The sequence below is a fragment of the Microbacterium sp. LRZ72 genome (assembly GCF_033792225.1).
Taxonomy (GTDB): Bacteria; Actinomycetota; Actinomycetes; order Actinomycetales; family Microbacteriaceae; genus Microbacterium.
In genome coordinates, this window is sequence record NZ_JANGEX010000005.1 from 116880 (window position 1) to 131565 (window position 14686).

At 72.6% G+C, this 14686-nt stretch carries 15 protein-coding genes and 1 pseudogene; 11 read left to right on the forward strand and 5 right to left on the reverse strand.

Going from position 1 to position 14686, the window contains the following annotated elements:
• Nucleotides 1-99: 99 nt before the first annotated feature.
• From M4I32_RS07525 to M4I32_RS07535, 3 genes and pseudogenes are all read right to left on the reverse strand, one after another.
• Complete coding sequence (locus tag M4I32_RS07525) at nt 100-1083, reverse strand: biotin-dependent carboxyltransferase family protein (protein ID WP_319033973.1); 984 nt, start codon at nt 1081-1083, stop codon at nt 100-102.
• A 27-nt stretch (nt 1084-1110) separates the two neighbouring features.
• Nucleotides 1111-1716 (reverse strand): annotated as a pseudogene (locus tag M4I32_RS07530) (5-oxoprolinase subunit B family protein); the annotation flags it as partial.
• Between the two features lie 15 nt (nt 1717-1731).
• Nucleotides 1732-2487: a 5-oxoprolinase subunit PxpA gene (locus M4I32_RS07535; RefSeq protein WP_319033867.1), complete on the reverse strand. Its 756-nt coding sequence runs from the start codon at nt 2485-2487 to the stop codon at nt 1732-1734.
• A 59-nt stretch (nt 2488-2546) separates the two neighbouring features.
• Here M4I32_RS07535 and M4I32_RS07540 point away from each other — a divergent pair, with 59 nt between their 5' ends.
• From M4I32_RS07540 to M4I32_RS07550, 3 genes are all read left to right on the forward strand, one after another.
• Complete coding sequence (locus M4I32_RS07540; RefSeq protein ID WP_413466797.1) at nt 2547-3428, forward strand: spermidine synthase; 882 nt, start codon at nt 2547-2549, stop codon at nt 3426-3428.
• A gap of 132 nt (nt 3429-3560) precedes the next feature.
• Complete coding sequence (locus M4I32_RS07545; protein WP_319033868.1) at nt 3561-4088, forward strand: hypothetical protein; 528 nt, start codon at nt 3561-3563, stop codon at nt 4086-4088.
• A 39-nt stretch (nt 4089-4127) separates the two neighbouring features.
• Nucleotides 4128-4616, forward strand: coding sequence for a SprT-like domain-containing protein (locus tag M4I32_RS07550; RefSeq protein WP_319033869.1), 489 nt, complete (start codon nt 4128-4130; stop codon nt 4614-4616).
• 6 nt (nt 4617-4622) lie between these two features.
• Here the strand turns inward: M4I32_RS07550 and M4I32_RS07555 are convergent, their stop codons facing one another.
• The gene (locus tag M4I32_RS07555) at nt 4623-5210 is read right to left on the reverse strand and encodes a 2-phosphosulfolactate phosphatase (protein WP_319033870.1); all 588 of its coding nucleotides are present in this window, start codon (nt 5208-5210) and stop codon (nt 4623-4625) included.
• A gap of 50 nt (nt 5211-5260) precedes the next feature.
• On the opposite strand from M4I32_RS07555, the gene M4I32_RS07560 reads away from it, so the two are divergent.
• Nucleotides 5261-5746 (forward strand): hypothetical protein, encoded by a 486-nt coding sequence (locus tag M4I32_RS07560; RefSeq protein ID WP_319033871.1) that lies wholly within the window; start codon nt 5261-5263, stop codon nt 5744-5746.
• Nucleotides 5747-5760: 14 nt separating this feature from the next.
• On the opposite strand, the gene M4I32_RS07565 is transcribed toward M4I32_RS07560, so the two are convergent.
• Nucleotides 5761-7110: a PLP-dependent aminotransferase family protein gene (locus M4I32_RS07565; RefSeq protein WP_319033872.1), complete on the reverse strand. Its 1350-nt coding sequence runs from the start codon at nt 7108-7110 to the stop codon at nt 5761-5763.
• Nucleotides 7111-7213: 103 nt separating this feature from the next.
• On the opposite strand from M4I32_RS07565, the gene M4I32_RS07570 reads away from it, so the two are divergent.
• The 7 genes from M4I32_RS07570 (at nt 7214) to M4I32_RS07600 (ending at nt 14587) form a co-directional block, all read left to right on the forward strand.
• On the forward strand, nt 7214-8062 hold the full coding sequence (locus M4I32_RS07570) for a nitrilase-related carbon-nitrogen hydrolase (protein WP_319033873.1): 849 nt from the start codon (nt 7214-7216) through the stop codon (nt 8060-8062).
• Nucleotides 8063-8201: 139 nt separating this feature from the next.
• A complete protein-coding gene (hydA, locus tag M4I32_RS07575; RefSeq protein ID WP_319033874.1) occupies nt 8202-9650 on the forward strand; it encodes a dihydropyrimidinase in 1449 nt (482 codons plus the stop codon).
• A gap of 146 nt (nt 9651-9796) precedes the next feature.
• Entirely contained in the window at nt 9797-10813 is a 1017-nt protein-coding gene (locus M4I32_RS07580; protein WP_319033975.1) for a TIGR03842 family LLM class F420-dependent oxidoreductase, read from the forward strand.
• Nucleotides 10810-11751 carry an ABC transporter permease gene (locus M4I32_RS07585; protein WP_319033875.1) on the forward strand — a complete coding sequence of 314 codons (942 nt, stop codon included), beginning with the start codon at nt 10810-10812 and terminating at the stop codon, nt 11749-11751. The genes M4I32_RS07580 and M4I32_RS07585 overlap by 4 nt, the downstream gene beginning before the upstream one ends.
• Entirely contained in the window at nt 11751-12548 is a 798-nt protein-coding gene (locus M4I32_RS07590; protein ID WP_319033876.1) for an ABC transporter ATP-binding protein, read from the forward strand. Before M4I32_RS07585 ends, M4I32_RS07590 begins: the two co-directional genes overlap by 1 nt.
• Nucleotides 12545-13366: an ABC transporter permease gene (locus M4I32_RS07595; RefSeq protein WP_319033877.1), complete on the forward strand. Its 822-nt coding sequence runs from the start codon at nt 12545-12547 to the stop codon at nt 13364-13366. The genes M4I32_RS07590 and M4I32_RS07595 overlap by 4 nt, the downstream gene beginning before the upstream one ends.
• Nucleotides 13367-13435: 69 nt before the next feature.
• Nucleotides 13436-14587, forward strand: coding sequence for an ABC transporter substrate-binding protein (locus M4I32_RS07600; RefSeq protein ID WP_319033878.1), 1152 nt, complete (start codon nt 13436-13438; stop codon nt 14585-14587).
• Nucleotides 14588-14686 lie beyond the last annotated feature (99 nt).

Genomic DNA, 14686 nt, shown 5'->3' on the forward strand with positions numbered 1-14686 from the left:
CGGGCGCCGCGCCGTGTCCAGCCGGATCCTTGACGACTTCAGAAACCTGCGGTATAAACCGCGCGCTCCTCGTCGCCGGGCGACGAGGAGGAATCACCCTCACCGCCCGCGCGAGCGCCGAAAGCGCACCTCGTCCCCCGAGCGGACCTGCGCGAGGGTGTCGAGACTGGCATCGGCGACGACCGCGATGACGGGGTAGCCGCCGGTGACGGGACCGTCGCAGAAGAGGATGGTGGGACGGCCCGACGGCGGGATCTGCACCGCGCCGGGAACCATCCCCTCGCTCGGCAGCTCCCCCGGGATCGTGCGCGCCAGGGCGGGGCCCTCGAGCCGCACGCCGACCCGATCCGCATCGGCGGCCACCCGCCAGCGCGTGCCGAGCAGGAGCGCCTCCGCCTCGGGGGCGAACCACGGGGCGCGGGGCCCCTCCGCAAGATCGAGCCACGCGGGGCGGGCCGGATCGCCCCACGGCGCCAGGTCGAGCGGCGGCACCGGGGCGACGGCGTCCGTCCCGATCGCGATCTCATCGCCCGCGGCCAGCGGCGGCGGGCCGATGCGCGCCAGCCGGTCGCTCGCCCGGGAACCGGCCGTGACGGGGACGTCGATCCCGCCGCGCACGGTCAGGTAGCAGCGGGCACCGTGCGGCGCCCAGCCGATCCGCAGCTCGTCCCCGGCCCGCCACGGCACCGCGGCGTGCGGCCCGACGGCGCGCCCGGCGATGGTCGCGGGGGTCGGGGCACCCGACACCGCGATCCAGAGGTCGCGGTGCGCGGTGGCGCGCAGTCCGCCGAGCGTGATCTCGATCGCGGCGGCGCCCTCGTCGTTGCCGACCAGCCGGTTGCCGCGCCGCAGGGCCCCGCGGTCGAGCGCCCCCGATCGCGCGATCCCCCGCGAGGCGAGGCCCGGCCGGCCGAGATCCTGCACCGTGGCCAGCGGACCGGGGTCGTCGATACGGAAGGCCGCGGCGCGCCGATCGGCGCCGCGGACGTTCGCGGGCGCCGCGGCGTCGCGGGCGGACGGGGGCGCCGCGCGGGCGGACTCGGATGCCGCGCGGACGACGGGCGCGTCACGACGAAAGCGCACGCGGGTGCCGGGCGCGAGCAGCGCCGGAGGGTCGGCATCCGCGTTCCACAGGGGCGCCGCGGTGCGCCCGATCAGCCGCCAGCCGCCCGGCGTGTCGCGGGGGTAGGCGCCCGTGAACTCTCCCGCCAGCCCCACCGCTCCGGCGGGCACGCGCGCGCGGGGCGCCGCAAGGCGCGCCACGTCGAAGCGTCAGTCCGGGCTGACGAGGTAGCCGAAGCCCGGCGCGAAGCCGCTGAAGGCGACCGTCCAGGCCGCGGCCTCGTGCCGGCTCGCCAGGGCGAGGGGCGAGAGGCCGAGCAGCTCGGCCGTCTCGGCGAGGTCGTCGCCGTCGTAGACGATGTCGAGGGTGCGGACCGGGACGGCGCCCGGAGCATCGGGCCGGACGGCATCCGGGAGCGCGTCGCCGTCCGTGCGGGCGATCCACGTGCGCGCGGCGGCCGGCGACAGCACGCGCGGGTCGATCTGCACCAGCACCGTGCGCGCCGCGGGCACCAGGTCGATCACGCCCGGCGGGGCGGATGCCGCCAGCGCGGCGTGCAGCGTCAGCACCTGTGCGAGTGAATCGACCTCGACGAGCAGGGCGGCATCCCCCATCGGGCGCACGCGCCGCTCCCCCTCGCCCGAGCTCACCATGCGATCACGCTGCGCTCACCAGGGGGCGCGCACGGGGATGCCGGCCGCATCCAGCGCCCGACGCACCGCGCGCGCCATCGCCACCGCGTCGGGGGTGTCGCCGTGCAGGCACAGCGACGCCGCGGCGATACCCACCCGCCCGCCGCTCACGGCGTCCACGCTGCCCTCGGCCACCAGCCGGAGGGCCCGCTCCGCCACGCGCTCCGGATCGGCGAGCAGGTCGCCGGGCTCGCCCCGGGCCACCAGGGTGCCGTCGGGCCGGTAGCCGCGATCGAGGAACGCCTCGGCGACGAAGGGCAGTCCGGCATCCGTCGCGGCCCGCTCGGCCCCGCCCGGCAGCCCCAGCAGCGGCAGGGCCCGCCCCAGTTCGCCGGAGAGATCGGCGACGGCGGCCGCGACCGCATCCGCCTGGCCCGCATCGACGGTGATGGCGTGATAGAGCGCGCCGTGGGGCTTGACGTAGCGGATGTCCGCGCCGGCCGAGCGCAGCGCCGCGAGCTGCCGCGCGACCTCCGCGCGCAGGTCACCCGCGTCGAGGCGCATCGGCCGGCGCCCGAACCCGGCCCGGTCGGGGTAGGACGGGTGCGCGCCGATCGCGACGCCGACGCGGCGGGACCGAGCCGCAGCATCCGCCATCGACGCGGCATCGCCCGCGTGGCCGCCACAGGCGATGTTCGCGCTCGAGATCACGGCGAACATGGCCTCGTCGTCGGCGGTCGGCACGCCGTCGACGCTCTCGCCGAGGTCGCTGTTCAGGTCGATCGGGCCCACTCCTCCACGCTAGACCCGCGACGATCCCGCCGCACGACCCGCGCGGGTACGGTGTGAGCGTGACGAACGGGCGGGGACGGCGGCGGGGCGAGGGCGGCGAGCCCGCGCAGGCCCGCCTGGCCGACGGAACCCTGGCGCGCATCATCCCCTCGTCGCACACCAGCGGCTGGGAGCTCGAGGTCGACGGCACGCCCCAGTCGCACGTGGACACGGATGACCCCACGCACCTGCACTTCGAGTACGTGGCCCGCATGGCCGCCGTCATCGACCAGTGGGGGATGCCGGGGCACCCGCTCACAGCCGTGCATCTGGGCGCCGGGGCGTACACCCTGCCGCGGTACGTCGACGCCACCCGGCCGGGCTCGCGGCAGCAGGTGATCGAGCTCGAGCCGGCGCTCGTGGAGCTCGTCCGCACCCACCTGCCGTTGCGGCCGGGAGCGTCGATCCGCACGCGGGTCGGCGACGCGCGTGCGGTGCTCGGGCGTCTGCCGCGCGGCCTCGTGGGCACGGTCGATCTGCTGGTGTCGGACGTCTTCGGCGGCGCGCAGACCCCCGCGCACCTGACCTCGGTGGAGTTCTACCGCGAGGCCGCGGACGTACTCGCCCCCGACGGCATCCTGCTGGCCAACATCGCCGACGGCGCCGGGCTGCGGCATGCCCGCGCCCAGGTGGCCACGGTGCGCGCCGCGCTGGCGCACGTGCTCGTGCTCGCCGAGGTGCAGGTGCTGAAGGGTCGGCGCTTCGGCAACCTGGTGGTCGCGGCCTCGCGCGCACCCCTGCCGGTGGAGTGGCTGCCGCGGCTGATGGCGGCCGGCCCCCATCCCGCCAAGGTCGCGCAGGGCGCCGAGCTCGACGCGTTCGCCGCCGGCTCGCGCATCGTGCACGACGCCGACGCCACGGCCTCGCCCGCCCCGGCGGCGTCGCTGTTCGAGAAGCGCTGAAGAGGTCTCGGCGCCCGTCGTGCACCCCGGATCCCGGCGGCGCGCGGCGCGGCTGGCGCGGGCGGCGCGGGCGGCGTTGCACACTTGAGGCGAACCAGTCGGGCGGGCATCCGCTGCAGTGAGGAGGTCACGGTGAGCTACATCCACGGGCACGACCCCGAGACCCTGCGCGAGATCGTGGATGCCGCCGAGTGCCGCGCCCGCCTCGCGGATCTCGGCGACCAGCGCTCGCTGCCGTCGCTGCTCGAGCGCGTGTGGCTGCTGAAGGTGCTCGACCAGCTCGACGACGCGCTGCTCGTCTCGGACGAGTCGGTGCGCGTCGCCCGTATGGCCGGCACCCGCAAGGACCTGCTGCGCGCCCGGATCCTGCACGCGACGGTGCTGCAGCGCCGTGGAGCGTACGCCGCCGCCGCGCACGAACTGACGACCTGCGCCGAGGAGGCCGAGGGTCAGGGCTGGGCGGCGATCGCCGCGTTCGCCTGCCAGCACCGTGGCAAGGTGCACTTCGACGCCGGCGACTTCGACGCAGCCCGGCGGGACTTCAAGCAGGAGCTGTTCCTGCGTCAGGAGGCCGGCGCCTCGGATGCCGAGCTGCAGTCCACGCTGCTGGCGGTGGATGCCGCCGACCGCCGCCGCACCCGCGACGTCGTGGCGAGCTGACCCGGCCGAGTGTCGTAGGTACGTTCTAACGTCTCGCCCATGTCAGATCTTGCTCGTGTGCGCGCGTGGGCGGACGCGCTGATCAGCCGCCATCTCGACGAGTCGTGGAGCTTCGGCTTCGACAACGCCAAGCGCCGGGCGGGGCTGTGCGATTTCACCCGCAAGCGCATCAGCGTCTCGCGCTACCTCGCTGCCCGCTACGACGACGACACCAACCAGCAGACCCTGCTGCACGAGGTCGCGCACGCGATGGCGGGCGCGAGCGTGGGGCACGGGCCGGAGTGGAAGCGCACGGCGCGCGCTCTGGGCTACACCGGCGGCACGACGCATCGCGGCGAGACGGCCACCGAGCTCGCCCCCTGGGTGGGCACGTGCCCGGCCGGCCACACCGCATACCGCTACCGCCGACCGGCACGCGCGATGTCGTGCGTGGCATGTGCACCGCGCTTCGACAAGCGTCACCTGTTCCGGTGGCAGCGGCGCGAGATCACCACCGCCGAGCGGCTCGCCGCCCTCGCGCCCCGCTGACGGCGTTCAGGCGCGGTTCAGCACCGGAACGCTGTCGGTGACGTCGATGCGCGCGGCGGCGGCGACCTCTTCGGCCAGCCCCCGCGCCGCAAGCTCCCGGCCCGATCCGCTCGCGGTGACCAGGTGCCGCACCGCGCGGCGCAGCGCGCGGTACGACTCGGCGGCGGCGGCGGCATCCGGTGAGCCGTGGTCGAGGCCCACCTCGCCGAGGGCCGCGATGACCGCGCCCGCCGCGAGCAGGTCCTCGACGGCGAAGCGTGCGGCGCTGCCGGCGGGGTGGCCGGCGCCGGCCGCGATCACGGAGACGCTCGTGCGCGCCCCGCGGCGATGCTGCTCGGCCAGGATGGCGGCGGCGACCGCGCTCGCGTTCACGAAGCCGCCGGCGAGCACCAGGGCGCCCGGGGCGCCGCTCTGCGCGGCGGCCGCGGCGATCGCCGCGCCGTCGTCGTCCGCGGCGAGCGCCGCTCGGGTGGAGGAGAGCAGCACGTCGACGATGACGACGACGTCGGCCGGCGCGAGACGCGCCAGCCCGTCGACGCCCCAGTCCAGACGCACCTGATAGGTCGATTGATCGAAGGGCGTGGGTTCGGGCACCGGCCGAGCCTACCGGCGCGCCCCGGCGGCACCGGTGCGAGACTGCCCGCATGCGTATTCTGCTGAAACACGTCATCGACTGCGACGCGGATGCCGCGTGGCGCGCCCTGCACTCGCCGCACGCCGTCGCGGAGCTCTACGGGCCGTTCCTGACGATGAAGCCGCTCGCGCCGTCGCCGCTGCCGACCCGCTGGGAGCCGGGGACGGATGCCGCTGTGCAGCTGAACGTCGCGGGGCTGTCGACCGGGCGCCAGTTCCTGCACCTCACCGACCGCTACGTCGCGGAGACGGACGGCGAGGTGCGCATCCTGCGCGACAGCGGCATCCCCCTGACCGGTCCGCTGGCGCTACTGGATGTGTGGGACCACCAGATGGCGGTCTCGCCCGCGCCGGGAGACCCGGGTCGCACGCTCTGGCGGGAGCGCCTGGTGATCGGGGGCCGGGCCGCTCCCGCACTCTGGCCCGCGCTGTGGGCGGTGTGGCAGTGGCGGGCCGGTCGCATCCGCGCGCTGGCACCCTCATGGGCGGCCGACTGACCCACGCGGGCGGATCACGGCGATGCGCGATGGGCCGCGTCGGCCAGCACCCGCGCGACGCGTGGAGCGTCCGGCTCGGGGACGAGCCCGGTCGTCAGACGCAGGTGATCGCCGGGCACCGGTGCGACGAGAAAGGGCGACCCCAGCGCGGCGGCGATGCCGGCCGCCGCGAGCTGCAGCAGCGCCTGGCGCTCGTGCGCCACCGGCATCCACAGGTTCACGCCGTCGGGCGTGGCGATCCGCACGCCGCACTCCCTCAGCGACGCGGCGACGGCCGCCTGCCGTGACCGGTAGCGCTCCCTGGCCCCCTGCACCGCCGCGACGGCGGCGGGATCGGTGAGCAGCTCGACGAGGATGCGCTGCAGAATGCGCGAGGTCCAGCCGGGGCCGAGCATGCGGCGCGCGACCACGCGGTCGATGATGTGCGCCGGACCACCGAGGGCCGCCAGCCGCAGGTCGGGCCCATGCGACTTCGAGAAGCTGCGCACGTGCACGACCTGGCCGGGCATCCAGCGCGCGAGCGTCACATCGTCGGCCGTCGCGATCATGCCGGAGTGGTCGTCCTCGACGACCACGACCCGGTCCCCGTCGCGGACCGACGCCAGGACCGCCGCCAGTTCATCCGTCCGCTCCTCGGTCATCGACGCTCCGGTGGGGTTCTGTGCGCGCGGCTGCAGCACGACCGCGCGCAGGCGCGTCGCGGCGGCTCGTGCGAGGGACGCCGGCACGACGCCGTGCTCATCGAGGTCGAGCGGCACGACCTGGGCGCCGAGCGCCTCGAGAAGGTCGAAGAGGTAGGGGAACCCGGGGCTCTCGACCGCGACCCGATCGCCGAAGCTCACCAGGCGCTCGAGCGTGCGCCCCATTCCATCGAGCGCGCCGTCGAGCACCGTGATGCGCTCGGCCGGATGCGGCCAGGAGCGCGCGAGCAACTCCCCGAGCTCGGTGAGCACCGGAGCATCGGAGTAGCTCCCTGCGTCGGCACTCAGGCTCACGCGGGCGAAGGCGGGCGCGAGCGCGGGAAGCAGATCGGGATCGGGCGTGCCGCGCGAGAGGTCGAGGGCGGGTACACCCGGATGCGCCGCGAGGTTCTGTACGCGGGGGGTCAGCCATTCGGCGCGGCCCTGCATGACGAACGAGCCCGCGCGGCCTCGCGAAACGATCAGCCCTGCCCGCGAGAGTGCCTGCCACGCCGCGCTCACCGTCGCGGGGCTCACGCCGAGCTGTGCCGCGAGCTGACGGACCGTCGGCAGGCGCGCGGCGGGCGCGAGGTCTCCCTCCGAGATCGCACGCGAGAGCGCGGACGCGATGGAGGGGGGCGATCGATCGCCGAAGTCGAGGTCGAGGTCCGCCGATTCCACCATCGCCGCCCCACTCGTGCTTTTACGGCCGCGACACAGGACGAAACCGAAGAGAAATGTTCAACGCTCACGATAACAGAAAGGCGCACGGCGAGACGGAGCGACGATGACGACGGTGCGGGCGGCGATCACCCAGACGACGTGGACGGGCGACAAGGAGTCCATGCTCGACAAGCACGAGCAGTTCGCTCGCGACGCCGCATCCGCGGGGGCGCAGGTCATCTGCTTCCAGGAGCTGTTCTACGGGCCGTACTTCGGCATCACGCAGGACAAGAAGTACTACGCCTACGCCGAACCCGCCGACGGTCCCATCGTGCAGCGCTTCGCCGATCTGGCGAAGGAGCTGGGCATGGTCATGATCCTCCCGATCTACGAGGAGGCGATGGCCGGCGTCTACTACAACACCGCCGTCGTCGTGGATGCCGACGGGACGATCCTCGGCAGCTATCGCAAGCACCACATCCCCCACGTGGAGAAGTTCTGGGAGAAGTTCTACTTCCGCCCCGGCAACCTCGGCTACCCGGTGTTCGACACCGCCGTCGGCAAGGTGGGCGTCATCATCTGCTACGACCGGCACTTTCCCGAAGCCTGGCGCGAGCTGGGGCTCAACGGCGCGCATCTGGCCTTCAACCCCAACGCCACCAAGCCGGGCCTGTCGAACCGGCTGTGGGAGGTGGAGCAGCCGGCCGCGGCCGTCGCGAACGGCTACTTCGTGCTGGCGCCGAACCGCGTGGGCCTGGAAGACAACGAGTACGGCGACGAGGCCGTGGACTTCTACGGCCGCAGCCAGATCGTCGACCCGCGAGGGAACTATGTCGGCGCACTGGGCTCGGGCGAGCACGAGGAGGTCCTCATCCGCGACCTCGACATGAGCCTGGTGCGGCAGATGCGCGACGACTGGCAGTTCTACCGCGACCGCCGTCCGGACTCCTACGGCGAGATCGTGGCGCCGTGACGGCCGGCACGGACACCCGCCCCGTCGCATTGCGGCTGCACTTTTCTGCGCGGGCGGCATTGATCGGTGGCGCCGCCGCAGAAAAGTGCAGCCGCAAGCGGAGGATGCGGCACCACGGGCACACACAGGGAGTGAGCACATGACGACGACACTGATCACGGGCGGAACGGTCGTCTCGGCCACCGGACGCGCCCCCGCCGACGTGCTGGTCGACGGCGAGCGGATCGTGGCCGTGCTCGAGCCCGGCTCGGCCCTGCTCGGCGCCGACATCGCGGCATCCGTCGACGCCGTCATCGACGCGCGCGGCAAGTACGTGATCCCGGGGGGCATCGACGCGCACACCCACATGGAGCTGCCCTTCGGCGGCACGGCGGCCAGCGACACCTTCGAGACAGGCACGCGGGCAGCGGCCTGGGGCGGCACGACGACGATCATCGACTTCGCCGTGCAGAAGTACGGCGAGCGCGTGCAGGACGCCCTGGCCGCCTGGCATGCGAAGGCCGCGGGCAACTGCGCGATCGACTACGGCTTCCACCAGATCATCGGCGGCGTCGACGGCGATTCGCTGCAGGCGATGCGCGGGCTGCTCGACGAGGGGGTGTCGAGTTTCAAGCTCTTCATGGCCTACCCGGGCGTGTTCTACTCCGACGACGCCCAGGTGCTGCAGGCGATGCAGGTCTCGCGCGAGACCGGGCTGATGACGATGATGCACGCCGAGAACGGCCCCGCGATCGACGTGCTGGCGCAGCAGCTGGTGGATGCCGGCAAGTCCGCCCCGTATTTCCACGGCATCGCCCGTGCGTGGCAGATGGAGGAGGAGGCGACGCACCGCGCCATCATGCTCGCCGACCTCACGGGCGCCCCGCTCTACGTCGTGCACGTGAGTGCGAAGCAGGCGGTCGGGCAGCTGGCCTGGGCGCGCGACCGCGGCCAGAACGTCTTCGGCGAGACCTGCCCGCAGTACCTCTACCTCTCGCTCGAGGAGCAGCTGGGCGCGCCGGGCTTCGAGGGCGCGAAATGGGTGTGCTCCACTCCCCTGCGCTCGCGCGAGGAGGGCCACCAGCACTCGATGTGGCAGGCGCTTCGCACCAACGACCTGCAGATGGTCTCGACCGACCACTGCCCGTTCTGCATGAAGGACCAGAAGGAGCTCGGGGTCGGTGACTTCCGCAAGATCCCGAACGGGATCGGCTCGGTCGAGCACCGCATGGACCTGATGTACCAGGGCGTGGTCACCGGCGAGATCAGCCTCGAGCGCTGGGTGGAGCTCACGAGCACGACCCCCGCGCGCATGTTCGGTCTCTACGGCCGCAAGGGCGTCATCCAGCCGGGCGCCGACGGCGACATCGTGGTCTACGACCCGAACGGGCACACCTCGATCGGCCTGCCCGTCGGCCCCGACGGCTCGCCGACGGGCCGATCCCACCACATGAACATGGACCACTCGGCGTGGGAGGGCTTCGAGATCGACGGCCACGTCGACACCGTCCTCTCGCGCGGCAAGGTGATCGTCGACGGCGGCCGCTACCTCGGGGCCAAGGGCGACGGCCGCTATGTCAAGCGCGGCCTGAGCCAGTACCTGATCTGAGCGACCACGGTCATTGAGCGACGAGCGCAGCGAGGAGACGAAATGACGCGGTCGGGGTACGCACGTTTCGACTCGCTGCGCTCGCTCAACGACCGGGAGCGGACGCTGCGCTCGCTCAACGACCGGGACCGAACGAAAGGCACGTGATGGACTTCGGAGTCGTCCTGCAGACCAACCCGCCCGCGGCGCGCACCGTGCAGCTCGCCAAGCTCGCCGAGGCGCACGGCTTCACCCACGCGTGGACCTTCGACTCGCACCTGCTCTGGCAGGAGCCCTACGTCATCCACTCGGCGATCCTCGCCGAGACCCGACGCATCATGGTCGGGCCCTTCGTGACCAACCCCGCCACGCGGGACTGGACGGTGACGGCATCCGTCTTCGCCACGCTCAACGAGATGTACGGCAACCGCACCATCTGCGGCATCGGCCGCGGCGATTCGGCCGTGCGGGTCACGAACGGCAAGCCGACGACGCTTCGCGAGCTGCGCGAGTCGGTGCACGTCATCCGTGAGCTCGCCAACTCCCGCTCCGTGGAGCACAACGGCGCGACGCTGCAGTTCCCGTGGAGCCGCGGCTCGGAACTGGACGTCTGGGTGGCCGCGTACGGCCCGCTGGCACTGAAGCTCACGGGCGAGGTCGGCGACGGGTTCATTCTGCAGCTGGCCGACGTCGACATCGCCGAGTGGATGATCAAGACGGTGAAGGATGCCGCGGCCGCCGCGGGCCGCGACCCCGAGTCGATCGCGTTCTGCGTGGCCGCCCCGATGTACATCGGCACCGACCGCGCGCACATGCGCGAGCAGTGCCGCTGGTTCGGAGGCATGGTGGGCAACCATGTCGCCGACATCGTCACCAAATACGGCCCGGATGGCGATGTGCCCCGCGCGCTGACCGACTACATCGCGGGACGCACGGGCTACGACTACAACTCCCACGGACGCGCGGAGAACGACCACGTCGACTTCGTGCCCGACGAGATCGTCGAGCGCTTCTGCATCCTCGGCAGCGCCGAGGAGCACATCGCCAAGCTCGAACGGCTGCGCGAGATCGGCGTGACGCAATTCGCCGGGTACCTGCAGCACGACAGCAAGGAAGAGACGATGCGCGTCTACGGCGAGACCGTCATCCCCGCTCTCTCCGAGCACCTGACGGCGACGGCATGACGGCCGCGCCCCGGGCGTCGAGCGAGCGCAGCGAGACGAGACGCGGGAATGCAGGCGCCGGCGCCGCGCATCGCCGCGCGCTGTCGGCGTGGGCGTGGGGCCTGGCCGGCGTGGTGGCCGTCGTGCTGGCCTGGGAGGCCTACAAGGCGCTCGCCCCCGACGACGGCGTCGTCATCGGCGACACGCGGATGCTGCCGCGCACCACCGACCTGTCGATGCCGCACATCTGGGACATGCTGGTGCGCCTCGGCGAGCCCGTCACCCGTGCCGACGGCGCCGCCCCCCTGTGGCTGGAGGTCGCGCTCGCAGCCCTCATGACGCTCGGCATCGCGGCCGCGGGCTGGGCGCTGGCCGCGGTCGTCGGCTTCGCGCTCGCGCTCGTGATGCAGCGCTGGCGCATCGCCGAATGGAGCCTGCTGCCCTGGATCGTCCTGAGCCAGACGGTGCCACTGATCGCGTTCGCCCCGATCGTGCGCAGCTGGGGCTCGCGCATCGAGATCGGCGCATTCGAATGGCAGGACTGGATGTCGGTCGCCGTGATCGCCTCGTATCTGGCGTTCTTCCCGATCGCCGTCGGCGCCCTCAAGGGACTGCAGTCGCCCGACCGCATCCACGCCGAGCTCATGCACACCTACGCGGCCGGCTACTGGCAGACGCTGCGCGCACTCCGGCTGCCCGCCGCCGTGCCCTACCTGCTGCCCGCTCTGCGCCTGGGGGCTGCGAACGCCATCATCGGCGCGGTCGTGGCCGAGGTGTCGACCGGGCTGCAGGGCGGGATCGGGCGCCTGCTGATCCAGTTCGCGGGCCAGGCCTCCGGCGACCCCGCCAAACCGTGGGGGCCCATCTTCGGAGCCGTCGTGCTGGGACTGGTGGCCGCCGGGTCGGTGGCCCTGCTGGGTGTGCTGCTGAAGAACTACCGACGCGGAGAGGCGACCTGATGACGACAGCGGTGGACGTGCGGGGCGTGTCGAAGACCTTCCCCGGCAGCGCCGGGGAAGTGCACGCCCTCGAGGGGGTCGACCTCGAGGTGCGCGAGGGCGAGTTCGTCTCGCTGATCGGACCCTCCGGCTGCGGCAAGTCGACGCTGATGCGCCTGATCGCCGACCTCGATGCGGCCTCGGGCGGCACGATCGAGGTCTTCGGCAAATCCCCCGACCGCGCCCGCCGCGACCAGGACTACGGCATCGCGTTCCAGCAGGCCGGGCTGCTGCCCTGGCGCACCGTCGGCGCGAACATCGCGGTGCCGCTCGAGCTGCATGGGATGCCGTCGGCCGAGCGCCGCGAGCGGGTCGCCTGGCTGACCGAGCTGGTCGGGCTCACCGACTTCACCGACCGCTACCCCGACCAGCTCTCGGGCGGCATGCAGCAGCGCGTCGCGATCGCCCGGGCGCTGGCGGAACGGCCCCGCCTGCTGCTGATGGACGAGCCGTTCGGAGCGCTCGACGAGATGACCCGCGAACGCATGCAGTCCGAGCTGGCGGGCATCGCGAGCGAGACCGGAGCCGCCGTCGTCTTCGTCACGCATTCGATCCCCGAGGCCGTCTTCCTCTCGCACCGGGTCGTCGTGATGTCGCCGCGACCGGGCCGGATCACCGACGTGATCGAGACCGGTTTCGGCGCGGACGTCACCCGCGACGACGCGCTGCGCGAAGACCCCGGCTTCTTCGCGCGGGTGACGGCGGTGCGCGAGGCCCTGCACGGCGTGCCCGCGGGCGGCGGGCGGGAACGGCGATGACGAGCGCGACGCAGTCTCAGACGCAGGCGGCGCCTCGCACGCTCTCCCCCCGCGCGGAGCAGACCGTGCGGGTCGTCGCCCCGATCGCCGTCGGCGTCGTGGCGCTCGCGATCTGGCAGCTGCTCGTGACCGTCGGGGGCGTGTCCGAGTACCTGCTGCCGAGCCCCGCATCCATCCTGGACGAGCTCGTCGAGTTCGCCGGGCCGATCGGCGACGCGGCCCTCATCACCGGCACGAACGCGCTCATCGGACTCGTCGTGGGCGGCGTGCTCGCCATCGGGCTGGCCGCCCTGGCGTCGCAATGGCGGGCCATCGACGGCATGTCGGCGCCGATCATCGCGGCGCTGGCCGTCGTGCCGATCGTCGCACTGGCGCCGGTGCTCAACTCGATGTTCGGGGCCGACAGCCAGTTCGGGCGCCAGAGCATCGCTGCGCTGGCCGCCTTCGTGCCCGTGTTCCTGAACACGCTGCGCGGGCTGCGGCAGACCCGGCCCGTGCATCGCGACCTCATGCGGGCGTACTCGGCCACGGCCGGGCAGGGCTTTCGCACCGTCACCCTGCCGACCGCCCTGCCCTACTTGCTCACCGGGGTGCGCATCGCCAGCTCGCTCGCGGTCATCTCCGCACTCGTCGCCGAGTACTTCGGCGGCCCCCGCGGCGGGCTCGGCAGCGCGATCTCGACGTCGGCCGCCACGAGCGCCTACGCCCGCGCCTGGGCCTACGTCGCCGCGAGCATCGCTCTCGGCCTGCTGTTCTACGTCGCGACCGCGCTGCTCGAGCGCGTGGTCTCGCGCCGGGTGCCGAACGGCTCCCGGTGACGCCGGCCGCGGCATCCACGACCCTGCCTCCGGACCCACCACCTGCTCCACCCAACCGAAAGGAACGACATGAGACACAGCACACGTCGATCAGTGGCGGCGGGCGCTCTCGCGCTCTCGGCCACGCTCGTCCTGGCCGCCTGCTCGGGAGAAGCGACCGAGGATGATGCGGCCGGCGGCGCAGAGGACGAGCTGACGCCCGTCGTGCTGCAGCTGCAGTGGCTGCCGCAGGCACAGTTCGCCGGATACTTCGCCGCCGCCGAGCAGGGCTTCTTCGAGGAAGAGGGCCTGGATGTCGAGATCGTCCCCTCGGGCGGTGACATCGTGCCGCAGGACGCGCTCGCGGCCGGCGACGCCGACTTCGCGATCGCCTGGGTGCCGAAGGTGCTCGGTTCGATCGAGGCGGGCGCCAACCTCACCGACATCGCCCAGATCTTCCAGACATCGGGCACCCTGCAGGTCGCCTGGGCGGACTCGGGCATCGACTCCGTCGCGGACTTCGAGGGCAGGACCATCGGCTCGTGGGGCTTCGGCAACGAGTGGGAGATCTTCGCGGCGATGGCCGAGGAAGGACTCGACTCGACCACCGTCGAGATCATCACGCAGGACTTCAACATGAACGCCTTCCTGCAGGGCGACATCGACGCAGCTCAGGCGATGACCTACAACGAGTACGCGCAGCTGCTCGAGACGGTCGACCCCGACACCGGCGAGCTCTACACCCCCGAGGACTTCAACGTCATCAGCTACCAGGACACCGGCGGCGCGATGCTGCAGGACGCGATCTGGGCCGACACCGAGAGGCTCGAATCGGACGCGGCGTACGCCGAGACGGCCGTGTCGTTCCTGAAGGCCGTCATCAAGGGCTGGGTCTTCGCGGCCGAGAACCCCGAAGAGGCCGCCGAGATCACCCTGGCATCGGGTTCGGGGTGGGGCCCCAGCCACGAACTGTGGATGATGAACGAGACCAACAAGCTGATCTGGCCCGCCCCCGAGGGCATCGGCATCATCGACGAGGCGGCCTGGGATCAGACGGTCGCGGGCGCCCTCGCAGCCGAGAACGAGACCGGTGCGCGGCTGATCACCGAGGAGCCGCCGGCCACCGCGTACTCGAACGAGTACATCCAGCAGGCGCTCGACGAGCTCGCCGACGAGGGACTCGACCTGACGGGCGAGTCCTTCGAGCCCATCGACGTCGAGCTCGTCGAGGGCGGCAACTGACCCACCGCACGAGCGTTTCGTCTCGCTCCGCTCGCTCAACGGCCGGGACCACCGGCCCCGGTCGTTGAGCGAGGAGCGCAGCGACGAGACGAAACGACA

What these genes read in the sequence shown, in the direction of transcription:
- M4I32_RS07550 (WP_319033869.1), top strand. Translation starts at nt 4,128, where the DNA reads ATGTCAGATCTTGCTCGTGTGCGCGCGTGGGCGGACGCGCTGATCAGC.
- M4I32_RS07560 (WP_319033871.1), top strand. Translation starts at nt 5,261, where the DNA reads ATGCGTATTCTGCTGAAACACGTCATCGACTGCGACGCGGATGCCGCG.
- M4I32_RS07565 (WP_319033872.1), bottom strand. Translation starts at nt 7,110, where the DNA reads ATGGTGGAATCGGCGGACCTCGACCTCGACTTCGGCGATCGATCGCCC.
- M4I32_RS07570 (WP_319033873.1), top strand. Translation starts at nt 7,214, where the DNA reads ATGACGACGGTGCGGGCGGCGATCACCCAGACGACGTGGACGGGCGAC.
- hydA (WP_319033874.1), top strand. Translation starts at nt 8,202, where the DNA reads ATGACGACGACACTGATCACGGGCGGAACGGTCGTCTCGGCCACCGGA.
- M4I32_RS07580 (WP_319033975.1), top strand. Translation starts at nt 9,797, where the DNA reads ATGGACTTCGGAGTCGTCCTGCAGACCAACCCGCCCGCGGCGCGCACC.
- M4I32_RS07585 (WP_319033875.1), top strand. Translation starts at nt 10,810, where the DNA reads ATGACGGCCGCGCCCCGGGCGTCGAGCGAGCGCAGCGAGACGAGACGC.
- M4I32_RS07590 (WP_319033876.1), top strand. Translation starts at nt 11,751, where the DNA reads ATGACGACAGCGGTGGACGTGCGGGGCGTGTCGAAGACCTTCCCCGGC.
- M4I32_RS07595 (WP_319033877.1), top strand. Translation starts at nt 12,545, where the DNA reads ATGACGAGCGCGACGCAGTCTCAGACGCAGGCGGCGCCTCGCACGCTC.
- M4I32_RS07600 (WP_319033878.1), top strand. Translation starts at nt 13,436, where the DNA reads ATGAGACACAGCACACGTCGATCAGTGGCGGCGGGCGCTCTCGCGCTC.